Source organism: Ottowia oryzae, assembly GCF_003008535.1.
GTDB classification, from domain to species: domain Bacteria; phylum Pseudomonadota; class Gammaproteobacteria; order Burkholderiales; family Burkholderiaceae_C; genus Ottowia; species Ottowia oryzae.
Genome location: NZ_CP027666.1, coordinates 1,558,162 through 1,581,209, shown reverse-complemented (window position 1 = coordinate 1,581,209; position 23,048 = coordinate 1,558,162). Strand labels below are relative to the sequence as shown.

The following is a 23,048-nucleotide window of genomic DNA, read 5'->3' as shown; positions in this document are numbered from 1 at the left end:
CACATGCACGCCTTCGCCACCCTGTTCCACGCACTGGACGCCAGCACGTCCCACCTGGCCAAGCAGGCCGCGTTGCAGGCCTACCTGCGCGCCGCGCCGCCGGCAGACGCCGCCTGGGCGGTGTACTTCCTGGCGGGCGGCAAGCCGCGCCAGCTGGTGCCCACGCGCGTGCTGCGCACCCTGGCGCGCGAGGCCGCCAGCTTGCCCGAATGGCTGTTTGACGAAAGCTACGACGCCGTGGGCGACCTGGCCGAAACCATCAGCCTGCTGCTGCCCCCGCCCACCAGCGCCGACCAACGCGGCCTGGCCGAATGGATGGCCGACGACCTGCTGCCCCTGCGCGGCCTGCCGCCGGATGAGCAGCGCGCGCGCCTGCTGGCGCAGTGGCAGCGCCTGGCGCCCGATGAGCGCCTGCCCTACTTCAAGCTGATCACCGGCGCCTTCCGCGTGGGCGTGTCGCGCCTGCAGGTCACCCAGGCGCTGGCCGCCGTGTCGGGGCTGGACGCGAAGCTGATCGCGCAGCGGCTGATGGGCTACACCCACATCGGCGCGCAGCCCGGCGCTGCCGACTACGCCGCGCTGATCGCGCCGCAGGCCGCACCCAACTCGCTGCTGGGCGGGCGCGCGGCCGACCCATACCCCTTCTTCCTGGCCCACCCGTTCAACGAGGCGCCCGACCGGTTCGACGCGCTGCTGGGCCCGCCCGCCGACTGGCTGATCGAATGGAAGTGGGACGGCATTCGCGCGCAGGTGGTGCGGCGCGGCGACCAGGTGGCCGTGTGGTCGCGCGGCGAAGAGCTGATGACCGACCGCTTTCCCGAGCTGGCCGCCATGGCCCAGACCCTGCCCGACGGCACCGTGCTGGATGGCGAGATCGTCGTATGGCTTGCTCCTGAAATAGAAGCTGCCAGCGCAGGTGCAGCCAGCGCCGGCGCCCTGAATGATGCAGAACAAAGCTCAGCCGACGCCAGCGCCGTGCTGGCCGGCGCGGTGCGCCCATTCGCCGAACTGCAGCGCCGCATCGGCCGCAAAAACCTCACCCCCAAGATCCTGCGCGAACAGCCCGTGGCGCTGCTGGCCTATGACCTGCTGGAGCAGGCTGGCCAAGACCTGCGCGCCCTGCCCCAGCGCGAACGCCGCGCGCGCCTGCAGGCGCTGGTGGCGGCGCAAAGCCACGCTGCGCTGCACCTCAGCCCGCAGGTCACCGGCGCCAGCTGGGCCGACCTGGCGCGCCAGCGCACCGCCGCGCGCCGCCTGGGCACGGAAGGCTTCATGCTCAAGCGGCTGGACGCGCCCTACGGCGTGGGCCGCACCAAGGTGGCAACCGCGCAAGCCGTGGTCGCCGCCGCCGACGGGGAAAGTGCGGATGGCGCCACCGCTGCGGCAAACGGCGACGGCAACGCCCCGCCCGCCGCCGCACCCGCCCGCGTGGGCGCCTGGTGGAAGTGGAAGATCGACCCGCTGAGCGTGGACGCCGTGCTCATCTACGCCCAGCGCGGCCACGGCCGCCGCGCCAGCTTGTACAGCGACTACACCTTCGCCGTGTGGAACGCGCCGCCCGGCACCGAGGGCCGCGCGCTGGTGCCGTTTGCCAAGGCGTATTCCGGCCTGACCGACGCCGAAATGGCGCGCGTGGACGCCGTCATCCGCAAGACCACCGTCGAAACCTTCGGCCCCGTGCGCAGCGTGCGGCCCACGCTGGTGTTTGAGCTGGGCTTTGAAGGCATCGCCCGCAGCCCGCGCCACAAAAGCGGCATCGCCGTGCGCTTTCCGCGCATGCTGCGCTGGCGCGAAGACAAGCCGGTGGACGAAGCCGACACGCTGGACAGCCTGCACGCGCTGATGCCCGCATGAGCCGCGCCAAGCCACCGCCCTGCCCGTCGCGCCCCATCGGCGCGCCAGCCAGCGCCGATGCGCCCTCGCCTTCCGCGCCGAAAGCCAAGCACCGCCGTCCCAACGCCCAGCCGGCGCCGTCAGCCACCGCACCCGATGCCGCCACGCGCTGGCTGGCCGAGCGCGGCTGGGCACCGTTCGACTTTCAGCGCGAGGTGTGGCAGGCCATGGCGCAGGGCCGATCGGGCCTGCTGCACGCCAGCACCGGGGCGGGCAAGACGCTGGCGGTGTGGCTGGGTCTTTTGATGCATTTCTCGGCGCCAGCGCAGGCTGCACTTGCGCTGGCAGCTACCAAAACAAAAGCAAAGCTGCCACCCGCGCCGCCGCTGACGGTGCTGTGGCTGACCCCCATGCGCGCGCTGGCCGCCGACACGCTGCGCGCCCTGCGCGCGCCCATGGCCGCGCTGGCGCCCGACTGGACGGCGGGCCTGCGCACCGGCGATACGCCCGCGGGCGAACGCGCCGCCCAAACGCGGCGCCTGCCCACGCTGCTGGTCACCACGCCCGAAAGCCTGTCGCTGCTGCTCAGCCGCGCCGACGCGCACGACACGCTGGGCCGCGTCGGCGCCGTGGTGGTGGACGAATGGCACGAGCTGCTGGGCAGCAAGCGCGGCGTGCAGGTGCAGCTGGCGCTGGCGCGGCTGGCTTCTTGGAACCCCGCGCTGATGGTGTGGGGCATGTCGGCCACGCTGGGCAACCTGCCCGAGGCGCTGGATGCGCTGGTGCGGCCCTTGCAGCCAGCGGACGCCGCGCAGGGCAAGCGAGAAACTACGAATTTGATAGCTGCCGGCGCAGGCCCCACCAGCGCTGGCGGCCAAAAATCCTCTCACCCCCCGGCCAGCAATCACACCCCGCCGCCCGCGTTGATTCGCGGCCTGCTGCCCAAGGATCTGGTCATCGACACCCTGCTGCCCGCGCGCGCCGAGCGCTTTGCCTGGGCCGGGCACATGGGCTTGCAGATGCTGCCGCAGGTGGCCGAGGTGATCGACGGCGCGGGTTCCACGCTGATCTTCACCAACACCCGCTCGCAGGCCGAGCGCTGGTACCAGGCGCTGATCGAAGCGCGGCCCGACTTGGCGGGCGTGCTGGCGCTGCACCACGGCTCGCTGGACAAATCGGTGCGCGACTGGGTCGAGCTGGGCCTGAAGGAAGGCCGCCTGAAAGCCGTGGTGGCCACCAGCAGCCTGGATTTGGGGGTGGACTTTCTGCCGGTGGAGCGCGTGCTGCAGATCGGTAGCGCCAAGGGCGTGGCGCGCCTGCTGCAGCGCGCCGGGCGCAGCGGCCACGCGCCGGGGCGCACGTCGCGCATCACGCTGGTGCCCACGCACAGCCTGGAAATCGTCGAAGGCGCCGCCGCGCGCGAAGCCGTGGCCGCCGGGCAGATCGAATCGCGCCACAGCCCGCGTGCGCCGCGCGACGTGCTGGTGCAGCACCTGGTCACGGTGGCGCTGGGCGGCGGCTTCGTGCCCGACGCGCTGCTGGCCGAGGTGCGCCGCACCGCCGCCTACGCCGACCTGCCGGACGACGAATGGCGCTGGTGCCTGGATTTCGTGCGCCAGGGCGGCCCGTCGCTGGCGGCGTACCCCGACTTTCGCCGCGTGGTGCCGGGCGACGACGGCGTGTGGCGCGTGCCCGATGCGCGGCTGGCGCGGCGCCACCGCAGCAACATCGGCACCATCGTGAGCGACGCGGCCGTCAGCGTGCAATTCGTCGGCGGGGCGCGGCTGGGTTCGGTGGAGGAAAGTTTCATCGCGCGCCTGAAGCCGGGCGACGTGTTCATGTTCGCCGGGCGCCTGCTCGAGCTGGTGCGCGTGCACGAGATGACCGCCCAGGTGCGCCGCGCCCCGGCGGGCAGCCCCGCCCTGCCGCGCTGGAACGGCGGGCGCATGCCGCTGTCGAACACGCTGGCCGATGCGCTGGTGCGCCAGTTCGCGGCGTATGCGCGTGGCGAGCGCGCCAGCCCCGAGATCGACCGCGTGGCGCCGCTGCTGGCGCTGCAGCAGCAATGGTCGCGCCTGCCGGTGCCGGGCGAGCTGCTGGCCGAAACGCTCAAGACCCGTGAAGGCTGGCACCTTTTCCTCTACCCCTTTGCCGGGCGGCAGGTGCACACCGGGCTGGCGGGCCTGCTGGCGTGGCGGGCTGCGCGCGGGCAGCCGGGCACGTTCTCGATGGCGTTCAACGACTACGGGCTGGAGCTGCTGTCGCCCACGCCCATCGACTGGGCCGCCCTGCTGCCCGACATGCTGGCGCTGCCCGCCGAGCACGCCGCCGACCTGGCGCGCGGCCAGCGCCCCGCGCTGCTGGCCGAGGTGCTGGACAGCCTGAACGCGGGCGAGCTGGCGCGGCGGCGCTTTCGCGAGATCGCCCGCATCTCGGGCCTGATCTTTCAAAGCCACCCGGGCGAGCAGCGATCCAGCCGGCAGCTGCAGGCGTCGGCCAGCCTGTACTACGAGGTGTTCCAGCAGCACGACCCCGGCAACCAGCTGCTGCTGCAGGCGCAGCAAGAGCTGCTGGAGCAAGAGCTGGATGTCGACCGGCTGGCCGATACGCTACAGAAAATGCAGCAGCAGGCGCTGATGGTGCAAGCGCTGCAGCGCCCTTCGCCACTGTCTTTCCCGCTGATGGTGGAGCGCTTTCGCGAGCGCCTGTCCAACGAGCCGCTGGCCACGCGCATCGCCCGCATGGTGGCCGATCTGGAGAAAGCCGCTGGCGCCTCTGCGGCGGAGGAGGCGGCTGGCGCAGCGGGTGCAGCTGATGCGCCGGCCAGCGCGCCATCCGGCAGCGGCGCCTCGGCCAGCGCGGCGCCCAACAGCGTGCGGCAGGCGCTGGACCTGTCCGCGCCCGACGCCCCTCGCCAGCCCGGGCGGCGGCGCACGCGTAGGCGTGGCGATGGCAACAGCGGCTCAGGCGATACAGGCGCCCCGGTGCCGCGCCCGCGCTTGGCACGCCGGCGTGGCGCGGGCTGAGCTGCCCATCAATGCATCGCCCCGCGCCCTCGGGCTGCCAAACCAGACGCCGAAGCAGCCAAAGCAACCGCCACAATCGCCCGATGAGTTTTCTGGCCGAGCCCCCCGCCGCGCCGTCGTCGGTGCGCTTGCCGCTGCCGGGCACCGAACTGCACCTGCGCCCCGAAAAGGCCGTCTGGTGGCCAGAGCAGCGCACCTTGTTCATCGCCGACGCGCATTTCGGCAAGGCCGCCACCTTCCGCGCCCACGGCCTGCCGGTGCCCGAAGGCACGACGCAAGCCACACTGGGCGCGCTGACGGCCCTGATCGAAGACACCGCCGCGAAGCACATCGTCTTCCTGGGCGACTGGCTGCACGCGCGCGAAGGCCAGCTGCCGCAGGTGATGGCCGCGCTGGCCGCCTGGCGCGCGCAGCACGCCGCCGTGGCGCTGACGCTGGTGCGCGGCAACCACGACCAGCACGCGGGCGACCCGCCGCCCGATTTCGGCATGGCGGTGGTGGACGAGCCCTGGCGCATCGGCCCGCTGGCCGCCTGCCACCACCCGCAGCAGGTGGCGGGCGCCACCGTGCTGGCCGGGCACTGGCACCCCGCCGTGCACCTGGCCGGGCGCGGGCGCGACCGCCTGCGCCTGCCCGCCTTCTGGCACGCGCCGGGCCTGCTGGTGCTGCCCGCCTTCGGCGCCTTCACGGGCACCCACGCGCCCCCGCCCACGCCGGGCGCGCGCCTGTATGCGGTGGGCGGCCAGCGCGTGTGGCCTCTGCCGGGGTGAGCTGCCGGGCTGGTCTGCGTGCGTGAACTTTCAACGCTCAGCGCGCATCCGATCCATTCGATGAAACGCCTTGTACAGATCGCCTCTTTGCTTGCCGTGGCCGCGCTGACGGCGGTGGGCTGCCACACGCTGGATGAAAAGCAGCGCGCCTGGATTTTTCAACCCACCGACCGCGCCTGGGGCAACTCTGCCGTCGGCGCGCAGGGCATGCAGGACGTGTGGATCGCCTTCGATTCGCGCGTGTCGGGCCAGCCCGTCAAGCTGCACGGCCTGTGGCACGCCGCCGACCCCGCCGCGCCGCGCGGCAGCGCCACCTGCGCGCAGGCGCCCTTGCTGCTGTACCTGCACGGCGCGCGCTGGGACGTGCGCGGCTCGTCCGGACGCATCCGCCGCATGCAGGAATTGGGCTTTTCCGTGCTGGCCATCGACTACCGCGGCTTCGGCCAAAGCTCGCCCGGCCTGCCGTCTGAAGCGATGGCGGTGGAAGACGCGCGCGCCGCGTGGGACTGGCTGGCCGCGCAGCACCCCGGCGCGCCGCGCTTCATCTTTGGCCACTCGCTGGGCGGCGGCGTGGCCGTGCAGCTGGCCGAGCAGGTGCAGGACCAGCGCGGGCTGATCCTGGAAGGCACCTTCACGTCCATCCCCGACGTGGCGCGCACCATGAAATGGGGCTGGCTGCCCGTGGGCCCGCTGATCACGCAGCGCTTTGATTCGCTGTCGCACATCCAGCACGTGGGCTCGCCCGTGCTGGTGGTGCACGGCAGCGAAGACCGGCTGATCCCGCCCGAGCTGGGCCAGCGCCTGTACGACGCCGCGCCGGGGCCCAAGCGGTTCGAGCTGGTGCAGGGTGGGTCGCACCACAACACGAACAGCGTGGGGCAAGCGCAGTACCGGGCGGCGTTGCCGGAGGTGTTTGGGGCGGATTGCTTTGCGCGGCCGGTCGTGGGTGCGGCGGGGGCGGCGTGAGTGTTTGCCTACCGATCTGATTGCGGTGGAATACGGCTTTGGCGCTGGTACTGCCTGCGGTGGTAGCTATCTTTTTTGATGTTTGGTTGGGGTTGCCGAGGGCAGAAGCCGGGTCTCGGCCCGGCGGCCGACCTGCTTTCTTTTGCTTCGCCAAAAGAAAGTAGGCAAAGAAAAGGCGACCCCACTGGGCGTGTCCCTTCGCTTCGCTGCGGGCAACCTGCGATGCTCGGTCGTGGGGCGGCGCTGCGGAACTCACTTTGCTGCTGCGCAGCGCCGTTCGAACAACCGCAGCAAGCTAGAGCACGAAGCTGAGGGCATGCTGCGCTGCCCTCAGCCCGCCCCACGCCCTGCGCTTCTCGGCACGTCCAGAGGGGATCGAAGCCCGATACGGGCCATCGCTGCGCTCGGCCTGGGTGCAGGGGTTTGCGAGCGACGTCCAAGCAGTTACCTGCTACTGCGGCCGCCTTCCATCTTGGCTCTCCCCACCTGCGCTTCTCCTTCTGGGACTCTGAAGTCCAGCACCAGGGTTTGGGCAGGTTCAGTTCGGTGCGGTTAGTTTCAAGCCGGGCCAGGTCACATCGCGTTCAGCGATCAGTTGCGTCCCGTGGCACCCCAAACCCAGGGCCGAGCGAAGCGATGGCCCGTATGGTTCCCTACACCCTTCTGGATGCGCCTGGGGCGGGGTGCTGGTGGGGTGGCTCGTGCACCGAAGGATGCACGAGCTTCGTGCTCTAGCTGGCCGTAGTTGTCCGAACGAAGCTGCGCAGCGGCGAAGTGAGTTCTGCGGCCCACCCCGCCAGCGCCCCGACACAGGTTGCCCCGCAGCAAAGCGAAGGGGTCGCAGCCAGCAGGGTCGCCTTTCTTTTGAGTCCTTTTCTTTGGCGAAGCAAAGAAAAGGACTTCGGCCGCCGGGCCGAGACCCGGCCTCCGCCCTCAGCAACCCAAGCGAACATCAAAAAAGATAGCTACCAGCGCAGGACAGCCCAGCGCCACAAGCCAATCAACCACCCCCACAACCCATCTGCTACCCTCCCCCGGTGCCCGCCCCAACGCCCCCCACGCCCAGCCCCCTCACGCGCCCCCGCGCCCTGTGCATCGCCGGGCCCACGGCCAGTGGCAAAAGCGCGCTGGCGCTGGCGCTGGCCGAGCGGCTGCCGGTGGAAATCATCAGCGTGGATTCGGCGCTGGTGTACCGCGGCATGGACATCGGCACCGCCAAACCCACGGCGGCCGAGCGCGCGCTGGCGCCGCACCACCTGATCGACATCCGCGAGCCCACGCAGCCCTACAGCGCAGCCGAGTTCGTGCGCGACGCGCAGCAGCTGATCGCCGACATCCACGCCCGCGGCCGCCTGCCCGTGCTGGTGGGCGGCACCATGCTGTACTTCAAGGCGCTGTTCGACGGGCTGGACGACCTGCCCCCGGCAGACGCCGCCGTGCGCGCGGCCATCGAAGCGCGTGCGGCCAAATTGGGCTGGCCCGCGCTGCACGCCGAGCTGGCGGCGGTCGACCCGGCCACCGCCGCGCGCCTGGCGCCCGCCGACGGCCAGCGCATTCAGCGCGCGCTGGAGGTGTGGCAGATCACCGGCCAGCCCATGTCGGCGCTGCATACTACTAAAAACATAGCTGCCAGCGCCGGTACCGCCTGCGCTGGGCCGCTTTTTTCCTTGGAACCAGAAGACCGCGCCTGGCTGCACGCCCGCATCGCCCAGCGCTTTGACGCGATGCTGGCCGACGGCTTTCTGACCGAAGTGCAGGCATTGCGCGCACGCGGCGACCTGCGCCCGGACATGCCTTCGATGCGCTGCGTGGGCTATCGCCAGGCGTGGGAAGCGTTGGACGCCGCCGCGCCCCAAACGGGTGCATTGGGTGCGCCGCAGCTGGCCGCCCTGCGCGAACGCGGCGTGGCCGCCACGCGCCAGCTGGCCAAGCGCCAGCTGACCTGGCTGCGCAGCATGCCGCAGCGGCACGTGATCACAGTTGGTGACAATTCCCGTCCTTCGGCGTTGGCACAGCAGTTGCTGGCTTCGCTGCCGCCAGACTTTTTTTGACACGTTCTTGGCGCCCCGCCTGCTGCCTTCGGGCTGCACGCCGGCTGCGTCGCGCGTCGTCCGACGGCCCCAGGCAGGGCCAAAGAACAACACGAGAGGATCCATGAGCCCTGATGACGCCGACACGGCGCTGCTTCGCGCGCGCGCGCCAGAACCCCACGCCGACGCCGCTGGCGCCGATGTGGCCACCGGCAGCCAAGGCGCCTCGGCGTCCGCCCCAACGCCAGCCCCCTCGCCTCGCCGCCTGACCCAGCTGGCCGGCTTGTCCGCACTGATGTCGGCCGTGCTGGCCGCCTGCGGCGGCGGCGGCGGCAGTGGCGACGACAGCGGCGGCACGGGTACGACGGGCGGCACGGGCGGCACCGGTGGCGTGGGCCCCGACAGCGGCAACCCCCTGCGCCCAGGCGCACCGGGCACCGAGACGCGGCCTTCCACGCCCACGCCCTCACCCACACCAAGCCCCGCGCCCGGCCCCAGCCCCACGCCAAGCCCCGGCCCTTCGCCCAGCACGCCCCCGCCGCCCAGCCAACCGACCAGCATCACCACGGCTGAGGCCGCGCGCTTCCTGCACCAGGCCGCGCTCAGCGCCAGCGATGCCGACATCTCGGCCGTGCAGTCGATGGGCTATTCCGCCTGGCTGGACGACCAGATGAGCATGGCCAGCTACACCGCTGGCTGGGACTGGCTGATGGCGCAGGGCTACAACCGCCTGGACGTGCGCTACAACAGCCAGTACAGCGACTTCATGATGTGGAACCAGCTGGTCACCGCGCGCGACGCGGTGCGCAAGCGCGTGGCGCTGGCCTGGTCCGAGATCATGGTGGTGTCGGTCAGCAGCCTAGAGGGCGACACGCCTTCCTTCGCGATGGCCGCCTATTGGGATTTGCTGAACCGCAACGTGTTCGGCACCTACCGCCAACTGCTGCAAGAGATGACGCTCAACCCCGCGATGGGCGCCTACCTGAACACGCGCGGCAACCAAAAGGAAAACCCCGCCACCGGCCGCCTGCCGGACGAGAACTACGCCCGCGAGGTGATGCAGCTGTTCTCGATCGGCCTGTACCAGCTCAACACCGACGGCACGCCGCGCGGCGGCACGCCCACCGAAAGCTACGGCCCTTCGGACGTCAGCAACCTGGCGCGCATCTTCACCGGCTACGACCGCGACCCCGCCGGCCACCAGGCCGCCGTGTATCCGGTGGCCTACCGCAACCCGATGGTCGCCACCGCGTCGCGCCACTCCAACCTGGAGGCGCGCTTTCTGGGCGCCACCGTGCCCGCCGGGGCCGACCCGGCCACGCGCCTCACGCAGGCGCTGGACATCATCGCCAACCACCCCAACGTGGGCCCCTTCATCGGGCGCCAGCTGATTCAGCGCCTGGTCACCAGCAACCCCAGCGCCGCCTACGTGGGCCGCGTGGCAGCGGTGTTCAACAACAACGGCGCTGGCGTGCGCGGCGACCTGCGCGCCGTCACCAAGGCCGTGCTGCTGGACCCGGAGGCCCGCCGCGACCCTGGCGTGGCACCGCCCAACTGGGGCAAGCTGCGCGAACCCATGCTGCGCTTTGTGCAATGGGCGCGCACGTTCGACGTGACCTCGTCCGACAACCGCTGGGTGGTGTACAGCCTGGAATCCGCACTGGGCCAAAGCCCGCTGCGCAGCCCGTCGGTGTTCAACTTCTTCCGGCCCGGCTACGTGCCAGCGGGCACGGCCATGGCCGCCAGCGGCCAGCAGGCGCCCGAGTTCCAGATCACCAACGAGAACACGGTCGCCACCTACATCAACTTCATGCGCGACCGCATCGCGTACGGCTACAGCAGCGACAACTCGAAGATCGCCGCCAACTACACCCGCGAGCTGGGCCTGGTCAACGACCCTGCGGCGCTGGTGGCGCGGCTGAACCTGCTGCTGACGGGCAACCAGCTGTCGGCCTCCACGGTGTCCACCATCCGCGACGCCATCACCACGATCAACGCCGACAACGAATCGGGGCGCAACAACCGCGTGTGGGCGGCCATCCTGCTGGTGATGTGCTGCCCCGACTACATCGTCCAAAAATAAGGCAGCGGCCAATGACACAAGCAAGCAACATCGCACGCCGCGCCTTCCTGCAGCGCATGGGCCAACTGAGCGTGGCCGGCACCGCCGCCCCCTGGGCGCTGAACCTGGCAGCCATCAGCGACGCCGCAGCTTTCACCAACGACGGCTACAAGGCGCTGGTCTGCATCTTTTTGTACGGCGGCAACGACCACGGCAACACCCTCATCCCCTGCGACGCCAGTGGCTATCAGGACTACGCCACCGCGCGCGGCAGCGTGCTGACCACCAGCGGAGGCATCGTGATTCCGCGCTCGCAGCTCACCGGCAACGAGCTGTCGCCCGCCGGCCTGCCTTCGGGCCGCCAGTACGCGCTGGCGCCTGAGCTGGCACCGCTCAAGCCCCTGTACGAAGCCGGCAAGCTGGCCGTGCAGATGAACGTCGGCCCGCTGATCGTGCCCACCACGCTGACGCAGTTTCGCAACCAATCCGTGCCCTTGCCGCCCAAGCTGTTTTCGCACAACGACCAGCAATCGGTGTGGCAAAGCTCGTATGCCGAAGGCAGCGTGCGCGGCTGGGGCGGCAGCCTGGGTGACTTGGCGCTGCAGGCCGGCAACGGCGGCAGCTCGCTGTTCACCTGCATGTCGGTCACGGGCAACGCGGTGTTCCTGTCGGGCGCCAACGCGCTGTCCTACCAGATCGGCCTGGGCGGCGCGGTGGCCATCTCGCCCGTCACGGGCACGGCCTACGGCTCGGCCGCGTGCCAGTCGGCGCTGCGCAACCTGATCACGCAGCCGCGCACGCAGACGATGGAAAACGAGCTCAACCGCATCACGCTGCGCTCGATCGATTCGCAGGTCATCCTGGGCAACGCGCTGACGGGCAGCTCGGGCAAGTTTGACGGCGTGCTGCCCGACCAGGTCGGCGGCATGACCAGCAACCTGAACCGCCAGCTGAAGATGGTGGCGCGCCTGATCGACGGGCAGCGCTCGCTGGGCCTGTCGCGCCAGGTGTTCATGGTGTCGATGGGCGGGTTTGACCTGCACGACAACCTGGCCGTGAATCAGCCGCGCCTGCTGGGCACGCTGGCCGCCGCCATGTCGGGCTTTCAGGCGGCGATGGAATTGATCGGCAAATCCGACGCCGTCACCACCTTCACCGCGTCGGATTTCGGCCGCACCATCACTTCCAACGGCGATGGCTCCGACCACGGCTGGGGCTCGCACCACCTGGTCATGGGCGGCGCGGTCAAGGGCCGGCAGTTCTACGGCAACGCACCCACGGCCCCCCTGGGCGGGCCGGAGGACGTGGGCCAGGGCCGCTACATCCCCACCACGTCGGTGGACCAGTACGCGGCAACGATGGCGCGCTGGTTTGGCGTGGCGCCCACCGAAATGGCGCGCGTGGCCCCGTCCATCGGCAATTTCGACTTGAAAGACATCGGCTTCCTGCGCTGACGCGCCTTCTTGCTGGACCTTTTCAACCGCCCTCCGGGGCGGTTTTTTGTGCTCGCTGGCCGTTGTTGGTGGACCGCCGTGGCCACTGGCGCTTGCGCGCAGCCCCTGCAAACCGCCAAAGCATGGGAAAATCGCACTTTTGGCCGCCATCGCGTGGCCTTCACCCGCGCAACCCGCCTGCGCCGCCGCTCTTCACACAATCCATGTCGTCCTCCCTGCACCCCATGCTCAACGTGGCCATTCGGGCCGCACGCGCCGCTGGCGCCATCATCAACCGCGCCGCGCTGGACGTGGAAGCCGTTCGCATCTCGCAGAAGAACATCAACGACTTCGTCACCGAGGTTGATCACGCCAGCGAAGCGGCCATCATCGAGACGCTGCTCACGGCCTACCCGCACCACGGCATCCACGCCGAAGAGTCCGGCCGCGAGCATGGCAACCCGCATTCGGATCACATCTGGATCATCGATCCGCTGGACGGCACCACCAACTTCATCCACGGCTTTCCGGTCTACTGCGTCAGCATCGCGCTGGCCGTCAAAGGCCGAGTAGAGCAAGCCGTGGTGTACGACCCCACCCGCAACGACCTGTTCACCGCCACGCGCGGGCGCGGCGCGTACTTGAACGACCGGCGCATCCGCGTCAGCAAGCGCACGCAGCTGAGCGAAAGCCTGATCGCCACGGGCTTTCCCTTCCGCAAGGGCGACAACTTCCCCGCCTACCTGAAGATGATGGGCGACGTGATGCAGCGCACCGCCGGCCTGCGCCGCCCGGGCGCGGCCGCGCTCGACCTGGCCTACGTCGCGGCCGGCTTTACAGACGGCTTCTTTGAAACCGGCCTGCAGCCCTGGGACGTGGCCGCCGGCTCGCTGCTGGTGACCGAGGCCGGTGGCCTGATGGGCAACTTCAGCGGCGAAAGCGCGCCCATCGACCAGCCCGAATGCTTGGCAGGCAACCCGCGCGTGTACGCGCAACTGGTCACGCTGCTGCGCAAATACTCTTCTTTTGATAGCGCCCAGCGCCCGTCGGATGAGCGCAAGGAGCGTGTTTCGCTCAAAAAGCGCAACGCCGCCGCGGCCGATGACGGCGCCGCCGAGGCCCAGGGCGACAGCGCCGCCGATCAGGCCTTCCAGGCCTGGTCGGGCGACGAAGGCACGGCCGACGGCCCCGCCCAAGCGTGACCGGCGCCGCGCCAGACCGCCCAGCGCAGGGCGATGCGCCGCCGTTGCCCGCGGACGGCGTACAGCGCACCAGCACGCCAGACGCTGCTGCCAGCACACCCAACGACGACACCGCGCCCACCCACGCGCCGGGCTTTGCCGCCAACGTCGCTTTTCCGCGCGGCGTGCGCAGCTTCGTCGTGCGCGCGGGCCGCACCACCACCGGGCAGGCCCGCGCGCTGGCCGAACTGGGGCCGCGCTACGTGCTGCCCTACGATGCCGCCACTACAGATTTGGTAGCTGCCTGCGCTGATGCAGCGGGCGCTGGCGGCCAAAAATACACGCAAACCGTGCTGGAGATCGGCTTCGGCATGGGCCAGGCCACGGCGCACATCGCCGCGCTGCGGCCAGACACCCTATTCATCGGCTGCGAGGTGCATGAGCCCGGCGTGGGCGCGCTGCTTAAGCTGCTGGGCGAACAGCAGCTGGCCAACGTGCGCATCCTGCAGCACGACGCGGTGCAGGTGCTGCAGGACATGGTGGCGCCCGCCAGCCTGCACGGCGTGCACATCTTCTTTCCCGACCCGTGGCACAAAAAGCGCCACCACAAGCGCCGCCTGATTCAGCCGCGCCTGGTGCGCCTGCTGGCCGAGCGGCTGGCCCCTGGCGGCTACCTGCACTGCGCCACCGATTGGGAGCCGTACGCCGAGCAAATGCTGCAAGTGCTGGCCGCCGAACCGCTGCTGACCAACACCGCCACCGGCTACGCCCCCAAGCCCGATTACCGGCCCGAGACGAAGTTCGAGCGCCGCGGGCTGAAGCTGGGCCACGGCGTGTGGGACCTGGTCTTTCGCCGCAACGACGTGCCGGTGGCCGATGCGCCGCCCCTCGTCGCGGGCGCCGATTCGCTATCAGATCAGTAGCTGCCAACGCTGACAGCACCAGCGCCTGCGGACCATTTCTCTTCAAACCATGAGCCGCCCGCGCCGCCCCGCCGCACTGCCGCTGCTGGACGGCGTGAGCGCCAGCTGCGCCGTGGTGCATGGCGGCCCCTGGCCCAGCGCGCTGGATTTTCTGACCGCGCGCCTGCCGGTGCTGCACCGTGACGAATGGGCCGAGCGCTTCGCACGCGGCGAAGTGCTGGACGCGCAGGGCGCCGCCTTGGCGGCCAGCGCGCCGTGCCGCGAAGGCCAGCGGCTTTTCTACTACCGCCGCCTCGAAGCCGAACCTGCCGCGCCCGAAGCGCCGCGCGTGCTGCACCAGGACGACACCCTGGTGGTGGTCGACAAGCCGCACTTCATGCCCGTCACGCCGGGCGGCCGCTTCATCCAGCGCAGCCTGCTGGTGCAGCTCAAGCGCATGCTGGGTCTGCTCGACTTGGCACCGCTGCACCGCATCGACCGCGAAACCGCCGGGCTGGTGATGCTCGCCGTGCGTCCGGACGTGCGCGCCGCCTACCAGGCGCTGTTTCGCGACCGGCGCATCGACAAGCTGTACGAGGCCGTTGCCCCCGACGTGCCCGCGCTGGCCACGCCCCGCACGCACGCCAGCCGCTTGCAAGAGGATGCACAGCGCTTCTTTCTGTCATGCGAAGTGCCGGGCGAGCCCAACAGCTGCTCGCACGTGCAGCGGGTGGCGCCAGTCGGCAGCGCCGGCCACGCCTTGTACCAGCTGCGCCCCATCACCGGGCAACGCCACCAGCTGCGGCTGCACATGCTGGCGCTGAGCGCGCCTATTCTGGGCGACACCTTTTACCCGACGGTGCTGCACGGCCCGCACAGCGAGGCGGACGACCTCATGCGCCCGCTGCAGCTGCTGGCGCGCGAACTGGCGTTTGAGGACCCGCTGACGGGGCAGCGGCGGGTGTTCCGCTCGCAGCGGCAGCTGGCGGGCGCGGTGGGCGCTTGGCCGGCGGCTGCCCCATAGAGCCCGCGCGACAGCGCGGCGCACCATCAGGCGCTGGGCAGCGCCCCGAGATCGGTCAACGCGGCGGGTCGCAGGGGCGCATAGTCGCTTCGCCCACGCGCTTCGCGCCGCTCCCGCAGGCTGCGGCGCACGTCTTGCAGGAAGTTGGACGACGCAGCTTCATGCGTCATGGGCTTGTTGGATGCTGCGACGACGGACGCAACACGCGCTGAGCTGATGTTGCGGCCCACGTGGGCCGCTGCGGCCTGATCGTCGGCGTCTTCGATGTGCAGCAGCAGGGGCGCGCCCTTCAGCTCGCCCAGCTCATTGAGCTTGCGGCAAAAGAACTGGCGAATCTCCTCGCGCGATTCGCGGGGAACGCGCTGCAGCGTGGACAGCCTCAGCACATAGCCGCTGCGGCCATTGCCGTCCTGGCTGACCAGGCATTGCACGCGGCCTGTCATGCCCACGTGGCGCATCAGGTACAGGGTCGCGGCGCGGATCGTGCGCGCTGCGGCCTGCTTGGATCTCCATGGCAAACGCAGACGTTGGATAAACTGCATGACGAACTGGTAGTTAGAGAGCGGGCGATAGCGCCTGGGTACGTTGTAACCCATTGTCACCTTTTGTGCATTCGCGAAAGTGACATACGCCAAATATGCAACACTTTGGTTCTAATTTTTGACTTGACAGCCATGCCAGCCTTGCCCCCAGACCTGATCGTGTGCGAGCGCGACTGGCTGTCGTCCAACAACCTGCTGTGCCTGGGCGATGCGCCTGCGGTGATCGACACCGGGCACGTCAAGGCGGCGGGCGACACGCTTCGGCTGGTGCGCCAGCACCTGCAGGAACAGGCGTTAGGTCAGCATCCCTTGGCGCGCATCGCCCACACGCACCTGCACAGCGACCATTGCGGCGGCACCGGCGCGCTGCAAAAAGCCTGGCCCGGCGCCGAGACCTGGGTGCCGCAGCCGTCGCTGGCGGACGTGCATAACTGGGACGAAGCGGCCCTGAGCTTTGGCGACACCGCCCAGCGCTGCGACCGCTTTGGCGCGCAGCACGCCCTGGTGCCCGGCCACACCGTGCGCCTGGGCGCGCGCGACTGGGACATCCACGCCGCGCCCGGCCACGACAACCTGGCGGTGCTGCTCTTTCAGCCCAACACCGGCGTGCTGATGGCGGGCGACGCCATGTGGGAGCACGGCGTGGGCGTGATCTTTCCGCACATCGACGGTGTGGCGGGCTTCGAGCCCTTTCTGCACACGCTTGAGCTGATCGAGCGCCTGGCCCCGCGCGTGGTGGTGCCCGGCCACGGCGCGCTGTTCACCCGCGACAACGGCGCGCTGGACGCAGCCCTGGCGCGCGCCCGTTCGCGCGTGCAGTACTTCATCGACCACCCCGCGCAGCACGCCGCCTACGCGGCCAAGGTGCTGATCAAGTACCAGATGCTGGATGTGGAAGCCATGGCGCTGGCCGACTTTCACGCCTGGCTGGAAGCCGCGCCCGCGCTGCGCAAGCTGCACCAGCAGCACCGGCCCGACCTGGGCTGGCACGACTGGCTGGAATCGCTGCTGGCGCCGCTGTTCGACAAGGGCGTGCTGCGCCGCACAGCCACGCATGTGCTGGACGGCGCGTAGGGCGGGCGCGGCCGGGTTGAAAGCCCAATCGGCCTCCAGCGCTGGTGCAACCAGCGCCGACAGCTACCATTTAGATAGCAATTGGTAGACGCCTCACGCGCGGCGAGCCGTCAGGCCTTCACCTCGCTGGCGCTGATCTTGTACTTGAAGGTGGTCGGCTCGTACTGGTCGAACCAGCCATCGGCGTTCTCGGCCATCGGGTACATCACGAAGCCCAGCGCGTCGCCCTGGCTGCCCGGCAGCTTCACGTCGTGCGCGGTGTTGTAGGCCATCCAATTGCCTTCCCACGCGCCGTACAGGCCCTGGAACACCGGCGTGATCAAGGGGTTGCTCACGCTCTTGATCCATTCCGGCTTTTCTTGGCGCATCACCTTGGCCACGTCGGCCGGGTCCATCGGCGTCCAGCCCTTGGCTTGCAGGTAGACCTCGGACCGGCAGTGCTGGGCGCCTGTCAGGCTGGCCGAGCCGCTGCCCAGTTGCAGGTAACCAAACGCAGAAGGCGCCAGGCGAATGCCGTACACGTCGCGCGCGGGCACGCCCACGGCGCGGCACAGGCCGACGAACAGCGCGTTCAGGTCGGCGCACTTGCCGCCCAGGTTGCCGGTCTCCAGCATGGTCTTGATGTCGCCTTCACCGCAGCCTTTGACCTTGGGCTCGCGCCAGGCGTTGTGCACCACCCAGTCGTAGATGGCGCGCACCTTGGCTTCGTCACCGCGCGCGCCGCGTGTGGCTTTCAGCGCCGTTTGGCGCACGATGCCGTCGGTGGGGATCAGGCGCGTGGGCTGCAGCGCGGCGCGCAGCACGCTGGGGTCTTCGCGCTCGGGGCGGGCGCCCGGCGCGCGGCTTTGCGTGCGCACGCGGCTGGTCACTTCCACATACGGCTGCGCGGTGCCTGCGGCAAATTCGGCGGTGACCATGCGCACGCCCTGCTCGCCATCGGTCACCACGCGGGCCTTGCCGTTGCTGATGAAGGCATCGTCCAGCGGTGTTTGCCAGTCGGTCTGCACCGAAGGCAGCGGCACCCAGACGCGCGTGGCGCTGGTGGTGGCGGGCAAATCGACGCGAGTCACCACGTCAAAGCTGCGCCAGTCGCCGGCTTGCGGCGCAAAGCGCGGCGTGCTGGCGGCGGGGGCGGGGGCGGGCGACTGCGCCCAGGCATTGAGGGCCAGCGAGGCAGGCAGGGCCGCGGTCAGGCCAACGCCCGCCGCACGCCCGATGAAGGCACGGCGTACCAGGTTCATCCAGAGAACTCCTATCGGTCACGAAACGCCTGTCGGGCTGCACGAGGGCGCTAGGCAAGGCCCGGCGTGACCAACATCCCGAAAGCAGGCGACCGCCGCCGAAGGTGGCGCGCGGCGCCGGAATTATCGGCGGTGATGGGCGGTTGGCGGGCCGAAGGGGCTACCGTGCCAAGCAAGGGGGTTGATGCGTAGGGCTGGCCGCGTGCACGCCAGCCCGGTGCCGTCGCCCGCCGCCGTCAGCTGCGGCGCAGCGCCGCCACCCACTGCTGCGCCTGCGCGCCGGTCCAGTCCACCGCGCCGCTGACCACGCGCTGCGGCCGCCCTTGCGTGTCGACCAGCACCGTGGTGGGGAAGACCGTCATGCCCCAGGCGCGCGTGATGTCGCCGCGCGGGTCGGGCAGGACGGTAAAGGTCAGCCCTGCCTGCTGCACATAGCGCGCCACGCGCGGCAGCGGCTCGCGCACGTTCACGGCCAGCACCACCAGGCCGTCGCCTTCCAGATCGGCCAGCGTTTGCAGCGTGGGCATCTCTTCCTTGCAGGGTGCGCACCAGGTGGCCCAGAAGTTGATCAGCACGGGGCGGCCGCGCAGCGCTTCCAGCGACCACGCCTTGCCACTCATATCCGGGGCATTCAAAGCCGGCAACCGGCGCCCGCCAGGCCAGGTTCGGGCCACGTTTTGCGCCCCCGCGAGCGACGCGACGGTGCTTGCCGCCAGCGCGACGCACCAACGTCGGCGTGACACGGTGTTCATGGTCATGTCAGGCGGACAGCGTTCAAACCCGCTCGGCCACCCAGGCTTGAACGGATGCCAGGGCTTTCGGCAGGCCGGACGCATCCGTGCCACCTGCCATCGCCATGTCGGGCTTGCCCCCGCCCTTGCCGCCGACTTGCTGAGCGACGAAGTTGACCAGCTCGCCCGCTTTCAGCTTGCCCACGCTATCCTTGGTGACGCCGGCGGCCAGTTGCACCTTGTCGCCATCCACGGCGGCCAGCACGATGGCGGCGGTCTTGAGCTTGTCTTTCAGCTTGTCCAGCGTGTCGCGCAGGGTCTTGGCGTCGGCGCCGGGCAGCGCGGCGGCCAGCACCTGGATGCCCTTCACGTCCACGGCTTGCGTGACCAGCTCGTCGCCCTGGCTGGACGCCAGCTTGCCCTTGAGCTGGGCGATTTCCTTTTCCAGCGCCTTCACCTGATCCAGCGTCTGCGCCAAGCGGCCCTGCACTTCGGCCGCGGGCGCGCGCAGCGTGGCGGCCACGCTTTGCACGGTGGCTTCCAGGCCCTGCACGTACTGCAGCGCATTCACGCCGGTGATGGCCTCGATGCGGCGCACGCCCGCCGCCACGCCGCCTTCGCTGACGATCTTGAACAGGCCGATGTCGCCCGTGCGCTGTACGTGCGTGCCGCCGCACAGCTCGCGGCTGGTGCCGATGTCCAGCACGCGCACGGTTTCGCCGTACTTCTCGCCAAACAGCATCATGGCGCCGGTCTTTTGGGCGCTTTCGATGTCCATCACGCGCGCCTGCGTGGGCGCGTTGGCCAGCACTTCGGCGTTCACGCGGCGTTCGATCTCGGTGATCTGCTCGGGCGTGACGGCCTGGTTGTGCGCAAAGTCAAAGCGGGTCTTGTCGGCGTCGACCAGGCTGCCCTTTTGCTGCACGTGCGTGCCCAGCACCTCGCGCAGCGCCTTGTGCATCAGGTGCGTGACGCTGTGGTTGCGCATGGTGGCGGCGCGGGTGGCTTCGTCCACGCGCGCGTCCACGGCGTCGCCCACTTTCAGGGTGCCCTGCGTCATCACGCCATGGTGGCCGAACACGTCGGCGCGGATTTTCTGCGTGTCCTGCACGCCGAATTCCACCCCTTCGGCCACCAGCACGCCCGCGTCGCCCACCTGGCCGCCGCTTTCGGCGTAGAAAGGCGTGGTGTCCAGCACGACGATGCCGCTTTCACCTTCTTTCAAGGCGCCAACGCTTACGCCATCTGCGTAGAGCGCTACCACTTTAGAAGCATGAACCAGCTCATCGTAGCCGGTGAAGACGTTGGCGGCGCCGGTGTATTCCACCTGCCGGTCCATCTTGAACTTGCCTGCGGCGCGGCCGGCGGCTTTTTGCTTTTCCATGGCGGCGTTGAAGCCGTCCACATCCACGGTCACGTCACGCTCGCGCGCCACGTCCTGCGTCAAGTCCAGCGGGAAGCCATAGGTGTCGTGCAGCTTGAAGGCCACATCGCCCGGCAGCGTCTTCTGGCCGCCTTCCAGCGCGACATCCAGGATCTCCATGCCATGGGCGAGCGTTTCGTAAAAGCGCTCTTCCTCCGCCTTCAGCACCTCTTCCACCCGCTTGGCTTCGGCCTGCAGGCGCGGGTAGGCGGCGCCCATCAACTCGACCAGGGGCGCCACCAGCTTGTAGAAGAACGGCGTCTTCTGGCCCAGCTTGTAGCCGTGGCGGATGGCGCGGCGGATGATGCGACGTTGCACGTAGCCGCGCCCCTCGTTGCTGGGGATGACGCCGTCGCTGACCAGGAAAGACGTGGCGCGGATATGGTCGGCAATCACCTTGAGCGAAGGGTTGGCCAGATCGGTGCAGTCGGTTTCGCGCGCAGCGGCCTTGATAAGGGTGTCGAACAGGTCGATCTCGTAGTTGCTGTGCACGTGCTGCAGGATGGCGGCCAGGCGCTCCAGGCCCATGCCGGTGTCCACGCAGGGCGCGGGCAGGCGCTCGACGCTGCCGTCTTCCTTCATGTCGAACTGCATGAACACGTGGTTCCAGATCTCGATGAAGCGGTCGCCGTCCTCGTCGGGGCTGCCGGGCGGGCCGCCGGGAATGTGCGCGCCGTGGTCGTAGAAGATCTCGCTGCACGGGCCGCACGGGCCGGTGTCGGCCATCATCCAGAAGTTGTCGGACTTGTACTTGCCGCCCTTGTTGTCGCCGATGCGGATGATGCGCTCGGGCGGCAGGCCGATCACCTTGTGCCAGATGTCATAGGCCTCATCGTCCTCGTGGTAGACGGTGGCCAGCAGTTTTACGGGCGGCAGGCCGTAGACCTTGGTCAGCAGCTCCCAGCCCCATTCGATCGATTCGCGCTTGAAGTAGTCGCCAAACGACCAGTTGCCCAGCATCTCGAAGAAGGTGTGGTGGCGCGCGGTGTAGCCCACGTTTTCCAGGTCGTTGTGCTTGCCGCCCGCGCGCAGGCAGGCTTGCACGCTGGTGGCGCGCTTGTAGGGGCGCTTGTCGGTGCCCAGGAACACGTCCTTGAACTGCACCATGCCGCTGTTGGTGAACATCAGCGTGGGGTCGTTGCCGGGCACCAGCGGGCTGGAGGGCACCACGGTGTGGCCCTTGCTTTCAAAGAAGTCCAGAAAGCTTTTGCGGATGTCGGCCACCGACATGGGGGTCTGGGTGTTTTTCATGGTCTTTTTGTGCTCCAGCGCTGATGGGGCGTGCGCTGGCAGCTATGTTTATTGAAGCGCCGACCGGGTGGCGCCAGAATGGCTGCGGCGCGGTCGCCAAACCCCGAATTTTATCTGCGCGGCGCCCTTCGCGCCGGGCCATGCCGGGCCGCTCCCACCCGCCGGGGCGCGGTGCCCGGCCGAGCCGATCAGCGCCCGGCTTCGCCGTGGCCGTCGATGGTGCGGTCGATCAGCTCTTCGTTGTGGCGGATGAATTCTTCGCGCGTCATGCTGGAGGCGCGCCACTTGGCCTGCAGGGCGGCGTCGCGGTCCAGCCATTGGTCGCGCGTGGCGTGGTCGTATTGGTGGCGGCGCGCGTCTTGCGAGCCGTGCGAAGCGTCTTCGTGAAACTGGGACATGGTGAGGTTCCTGCTAAAAAAAATCGTCGAACTGCCGACGGTCAAAGGATGCTAGCACCGGCCGGGCAGCGCACGCAGGCGACTGATGTGCGTGCGCCTGCGCCCAAAATCAAGGCCGCCTGGCGTTGCCGCCGGCGGCCTTGGGGGTGGAGGGCGTGGTCCGATGCGGGCGCGAAGCCCGTGCGGATGTCAGCCCTGCCTGCGCGCCGCCGAAGCGGCGTTGCTCAGCGCCAGTTGGAGCGGGGGGCGCCGCCCGATGTGGTCTTGGGCCGTGCGATGTTGACCGTCATGTCGCGGCCGCCGAGGTCGCGGCCATTGAGGCCTTCCACCGCGGCGCTGGCTTCCTGGGCGCTGCCCATTTCGACAAAGCCGAAGCCCTTGGAGCGGCCGGTGTCGCGGTCGACGTTGACTTGTGCGGACACGACGGTGCCGAAGGCGGCAAATTCGCGCTGCAGGTCTTCGTCGCGCACGCCGTAGCTCAGGTTGCCGACGTAAAGTTTGGATTCGTTCATGGTTTAACTCTTTAAAGATATGAGTGAAGGGAAAGGGATCAGGGCCATCAACGGCGGCGAGGTGCGCCCGCGCCGGCGGGTGCCCTGCGCTCGATATGGCGGAACGTCAGCCGGCCTTTGTTGAAGTCGTAGGGCGACATTTCCAGCGACACGCGGTCGCCGGCCAGCACGCGGATGCGGTGCTTGCGCATCTTTCCGCCGGCGTACGCCACCAGCTGGTGGCCGTTTTCCAAGGTCACGCGAAAACGGGCATCGGGCAGCACTTCGTCCACCGTGCCCTGCATTTCGATCAGTTCTTCTTTGCTCATTCGCGCTCCTTGGTTGCTGGGGTTATGACGGGTAGCTGTTGGCTTGTTGTGCCTACGGCGCCAGGGCGAGTTGACGGCCTTGCTGGATGGCGTAGCGCACAGCGCGCGCAGGGCTGGAAAAGGCCTGCGCGAAGCGGTAGACGCGGTCGTGCGCGCCACGGCGAAGAGAGACCGAGGCCAGAAAGCCACCGGCGCCGTCGTCTTTGACCAGCGGGGTGACAAGGTAGTGGCCCACCCGGTCTTGGGTGTTGGAGGAATACATACTAGAAATCAAATGAATGCGTAGGTGCGGCCGCGCCCGCGCGCAAGGTGCGTGCAGACCAGCCGCCAGATGACACGGG

At 69.3% G+C, this 23,048-nt stretch carries 19 protein-coding genes; 11 read left to right on the top strand and 8 right to left on the bottom strand.

The annotated features are described in order from the left end of the window. The first annotated feature begins 3 nt into the window (after window positions 1-3). The 10 genes from C6570_RS07395 (at window position 4) to C6570_RS07345 (ending at window position 15,227) form a co-directional block, all read left to right on the top strand. Window positions 4-1,854 (top strand): cisplatin damage response ATP-dependent DNA ligase, encoded by a 1,851-nt coding sequence (locus C6570_RS07395; RefSeq protein WP_245896342.1) that lies wholly within the window; start codon window positions 4-6, stop codon window positions 1,852-1,854. Further along, a complete protein-coding gene (locus C6570_RS07385; protein ID WP_106702640.1) occupies window positions 1,851-4,859 on the top strand; it encodes a ligase-associated DNA damage response DEXH box helicase in 3,009 nt (1,002 codons plus the stop codon). The genes C6570_RS07395 and C6570_RS07385 overlap by 4 nt, the downstream gene beginning before the upstream one ends. An 83-nt stretch (window positions 4,860-4,942) precedes the next feature. Beyond that, the gene (gene pdeM / locus C6570_RS07380) at window positions 4,943-5,629 is read left to right on the top strand and encodes a ligase-associated DNA damage response endonuclease PdeM (protein WP_106702639.1); all 687 of its coding nucleotides are present in this window, start codon (window positions 4,943-4,945) and stop codon (window positions 5,627-5,629) included. Between the two features lie 60 nt (window positions 5,630-5,689). After that, window positions 5,690-6,595 (top strand): alpha/beta hydrolase, encoded by a 906-nt coding sequence (locus C6570_RS07375; protein ID WP_106702638.1) that lies wholly within the window; start codon window positions 5,690-5,692, stop codon window positions 6,593-6,595. Window positions 6,596-7,632: 1,037 nt separating this feature from the next. Then, a complete protein-coding gene (miaA, locus tag C6570_RS07370) occupies window positions 7,633-8,646 on the top strand; it encodes a tRNA (adenosine(37)-N6)-dimethylallyltransferase MiaA (RefSeq protein WP_106702637.1) in 1,014 nt (337 codons plus the stop codon). Between the two features lie 103 nt (window positions 8,647-8,749). Next, entirely contained in the window at window positions 8,750-10,708 is a 1,959-nt protein-coding gene (locus C6570_RS07365) for a DUF1800 domain-containing protein (protein WP_106702636.1), read from the top strand. A gap of 11 nt (window positions 10,709-10,719) precedes the next feature. After that, window positions 10,720-12,141: a DUF1501 domain-containing protein gene (locus tag C6570_RS07360; protein WP_106702635.1), complete on the top strand. Its 1,422-nt coding sequence runs from the start codon at window positions 10,720-10,722 to the stop codon at window positions 12,139-12,141. A 203-nt stretch (window positions 12,142-12,344) separates the two neighbouring features. Next, window positions 12,345-13,322: an inositol monophosphatase family protein gene (locus tag C6570_RS07355; RefSeq protein ID WP_106704568.1), complete on the top strand. Its 978-nt coding sequence runs from the start codon at window positions 12,345-12,347 to the stop codon at window positions 13,320-13,322. Between the two features lie 44 nt (window positions 13,323-13,366). Continuing rightward, window positions 13,367-14,224 (top strand): tRNA (guanosine(46)-N7)-methyltransferase TrmB, encoded by an 858-nt coding sequence (gene trmB / locus C6570_RS07350; RefSeq protein ID WP_106704567.1) that lies wholly within the window; start codon window positions 13,367-13,369, stop codon window positions 14,222-14,224. Between the two features lie 49 nt (window positions 14,225-14,273). Continuing rightward, window positions 14,274-15,227, top strand: coding sequence for a pseudouridine synthase (locus C6570_RS07345; RefSeq protein WP_106702634.1), 954 nt, complete (start codon window positions 14,274-14,276; stop codon window positions 15,225-15,227). 26 nt (window positions 15,228-15,253) lie between these two features. Here the strand turns inward: C6570_RS07345 and C6570_RS07340 are convergent, their stop codons facing one another. After that, entirely contained in the window at window positions 15,254-15,769 is a 516-nt protein-coding gene (locus C6570_RS07340) for a hypothetical protein (RefSeq protein ID WP_106702633.1), read from the bottom strand. A 132-nt stretch (window positions 15,770-15,901) separates the two neighbouring features. On the opposite strand from C6570_RS07340, the gene C6570_RS07335 reads away from it, so the two are divergent. Further along, window positions 15,902-16,843, top strand: coding sequence for an MBL fold metallo-hydrolase (locus tag C6570_RS07335; RefSeq protein ID WP_106702632.1), 942 nt, complete (start codon window positions 15,902-15,904; stop codon window positions 16,841-16,843). A 110-nt stretch (window positions 16,844-16,953) separates the two neighbouring features. Here the strand turns inward: C6570_RS07335 and C6570_RS07330 are convergent, their stop codons facing one another. The 7 genes from C6570_RS07330 to C6570_RS07300 all read right to left on the bottom strand — a co-directional run bounded on the left by C6570_RS07330 (window position 16,954) and on the right by C6570_RS07300 (window position 22,969). Next, entirely contained in the window at window positions 16,954-18,084 is a 1,131-nt protein-coding gene (locus C6570_RS07330; RefSeq protein WP_106702631.1) for a transglutaminase-like domain-containing protein, read from the bottom strand. Between the two features lie 236 nt (window positions 18,085-18,320). Further along, window positions 18,321-18,704, bottom strand: coding sequence for a TlpA family protein disulfide reductase (locus tag C6570_RS18145; protein ID WP_164675504.1), 384 nt, complete (start codon window positions 18,702-18,704; stop codon window positions 18,321-18,323). 154 nt (window positions 18,705-18,858) lie between these two features. Then, the gene (gene alaS / locus C6570_RS07320) at window positions 18,859-21,489 is read right to left on the bottom strand and encodes an alanine--tRNA ligase (RefSeq protein WP_245896340.1); all 2,631 of its coding nucleotides are present in this window, start codon (window positions 21,487-21,489) and stop codon (window positions 18,859-18,861) included. A 188-nt stretch (window positions 21,490-21,677) separates the two neighbouring features. Beyond that, window positions 21,678-21,887: a hypothetical protein gene (locus C6570_RS07315; RefSeq protein WP_106702629.1), complete on the bottom strand. Its 210-nt coding sequence runs from the start codon at window positions 21,885-21,887 to the stop codon at window positions 21,678-21,680. Between the two features lie 224 nt (window positions 21,888-22,111). Next, window positions 22,112-22,399, bottom strand: coding sequence for an RNA recognition motif domain-containing protein (locus C6570_RS07310; RefSeq protein WP_106702628.1), 288 nt, complete (start codon window positions 22,397-22,399; stop codon window positions 22,112-22,114). Between the two features lie 47 nt (window positions 22,400-22,446). Further along, the gene (gene infA, locus C6570_RS07305; protein WP_106702627.1) at window positions 22,447-22,707 is read right to left on the bottom strand and encodes a translation initiation factor IF-1; all 261 of its coding nucleotides are present in this window, start codon (window positions 22,705-22,707) and stop codon (window positions 22,447-22,449) included. Between the two features lie 52 nt (window positions 22,708-22,759). Then, the gene (locus tag C6570_RS07300; RefSeq protein ID WP_106702626.1) at window positions 22,760-22,969 is read right to left on the bottom strand and encodes a hypothetical protein; all 210 of its coding nucleotides are present in this window, start codon (window positions 22,967-22,969) and stop codon (window positions 22,760-22,762) included. Window positions 22,970-23,048 lie beyond the last annotated feature (79 nt).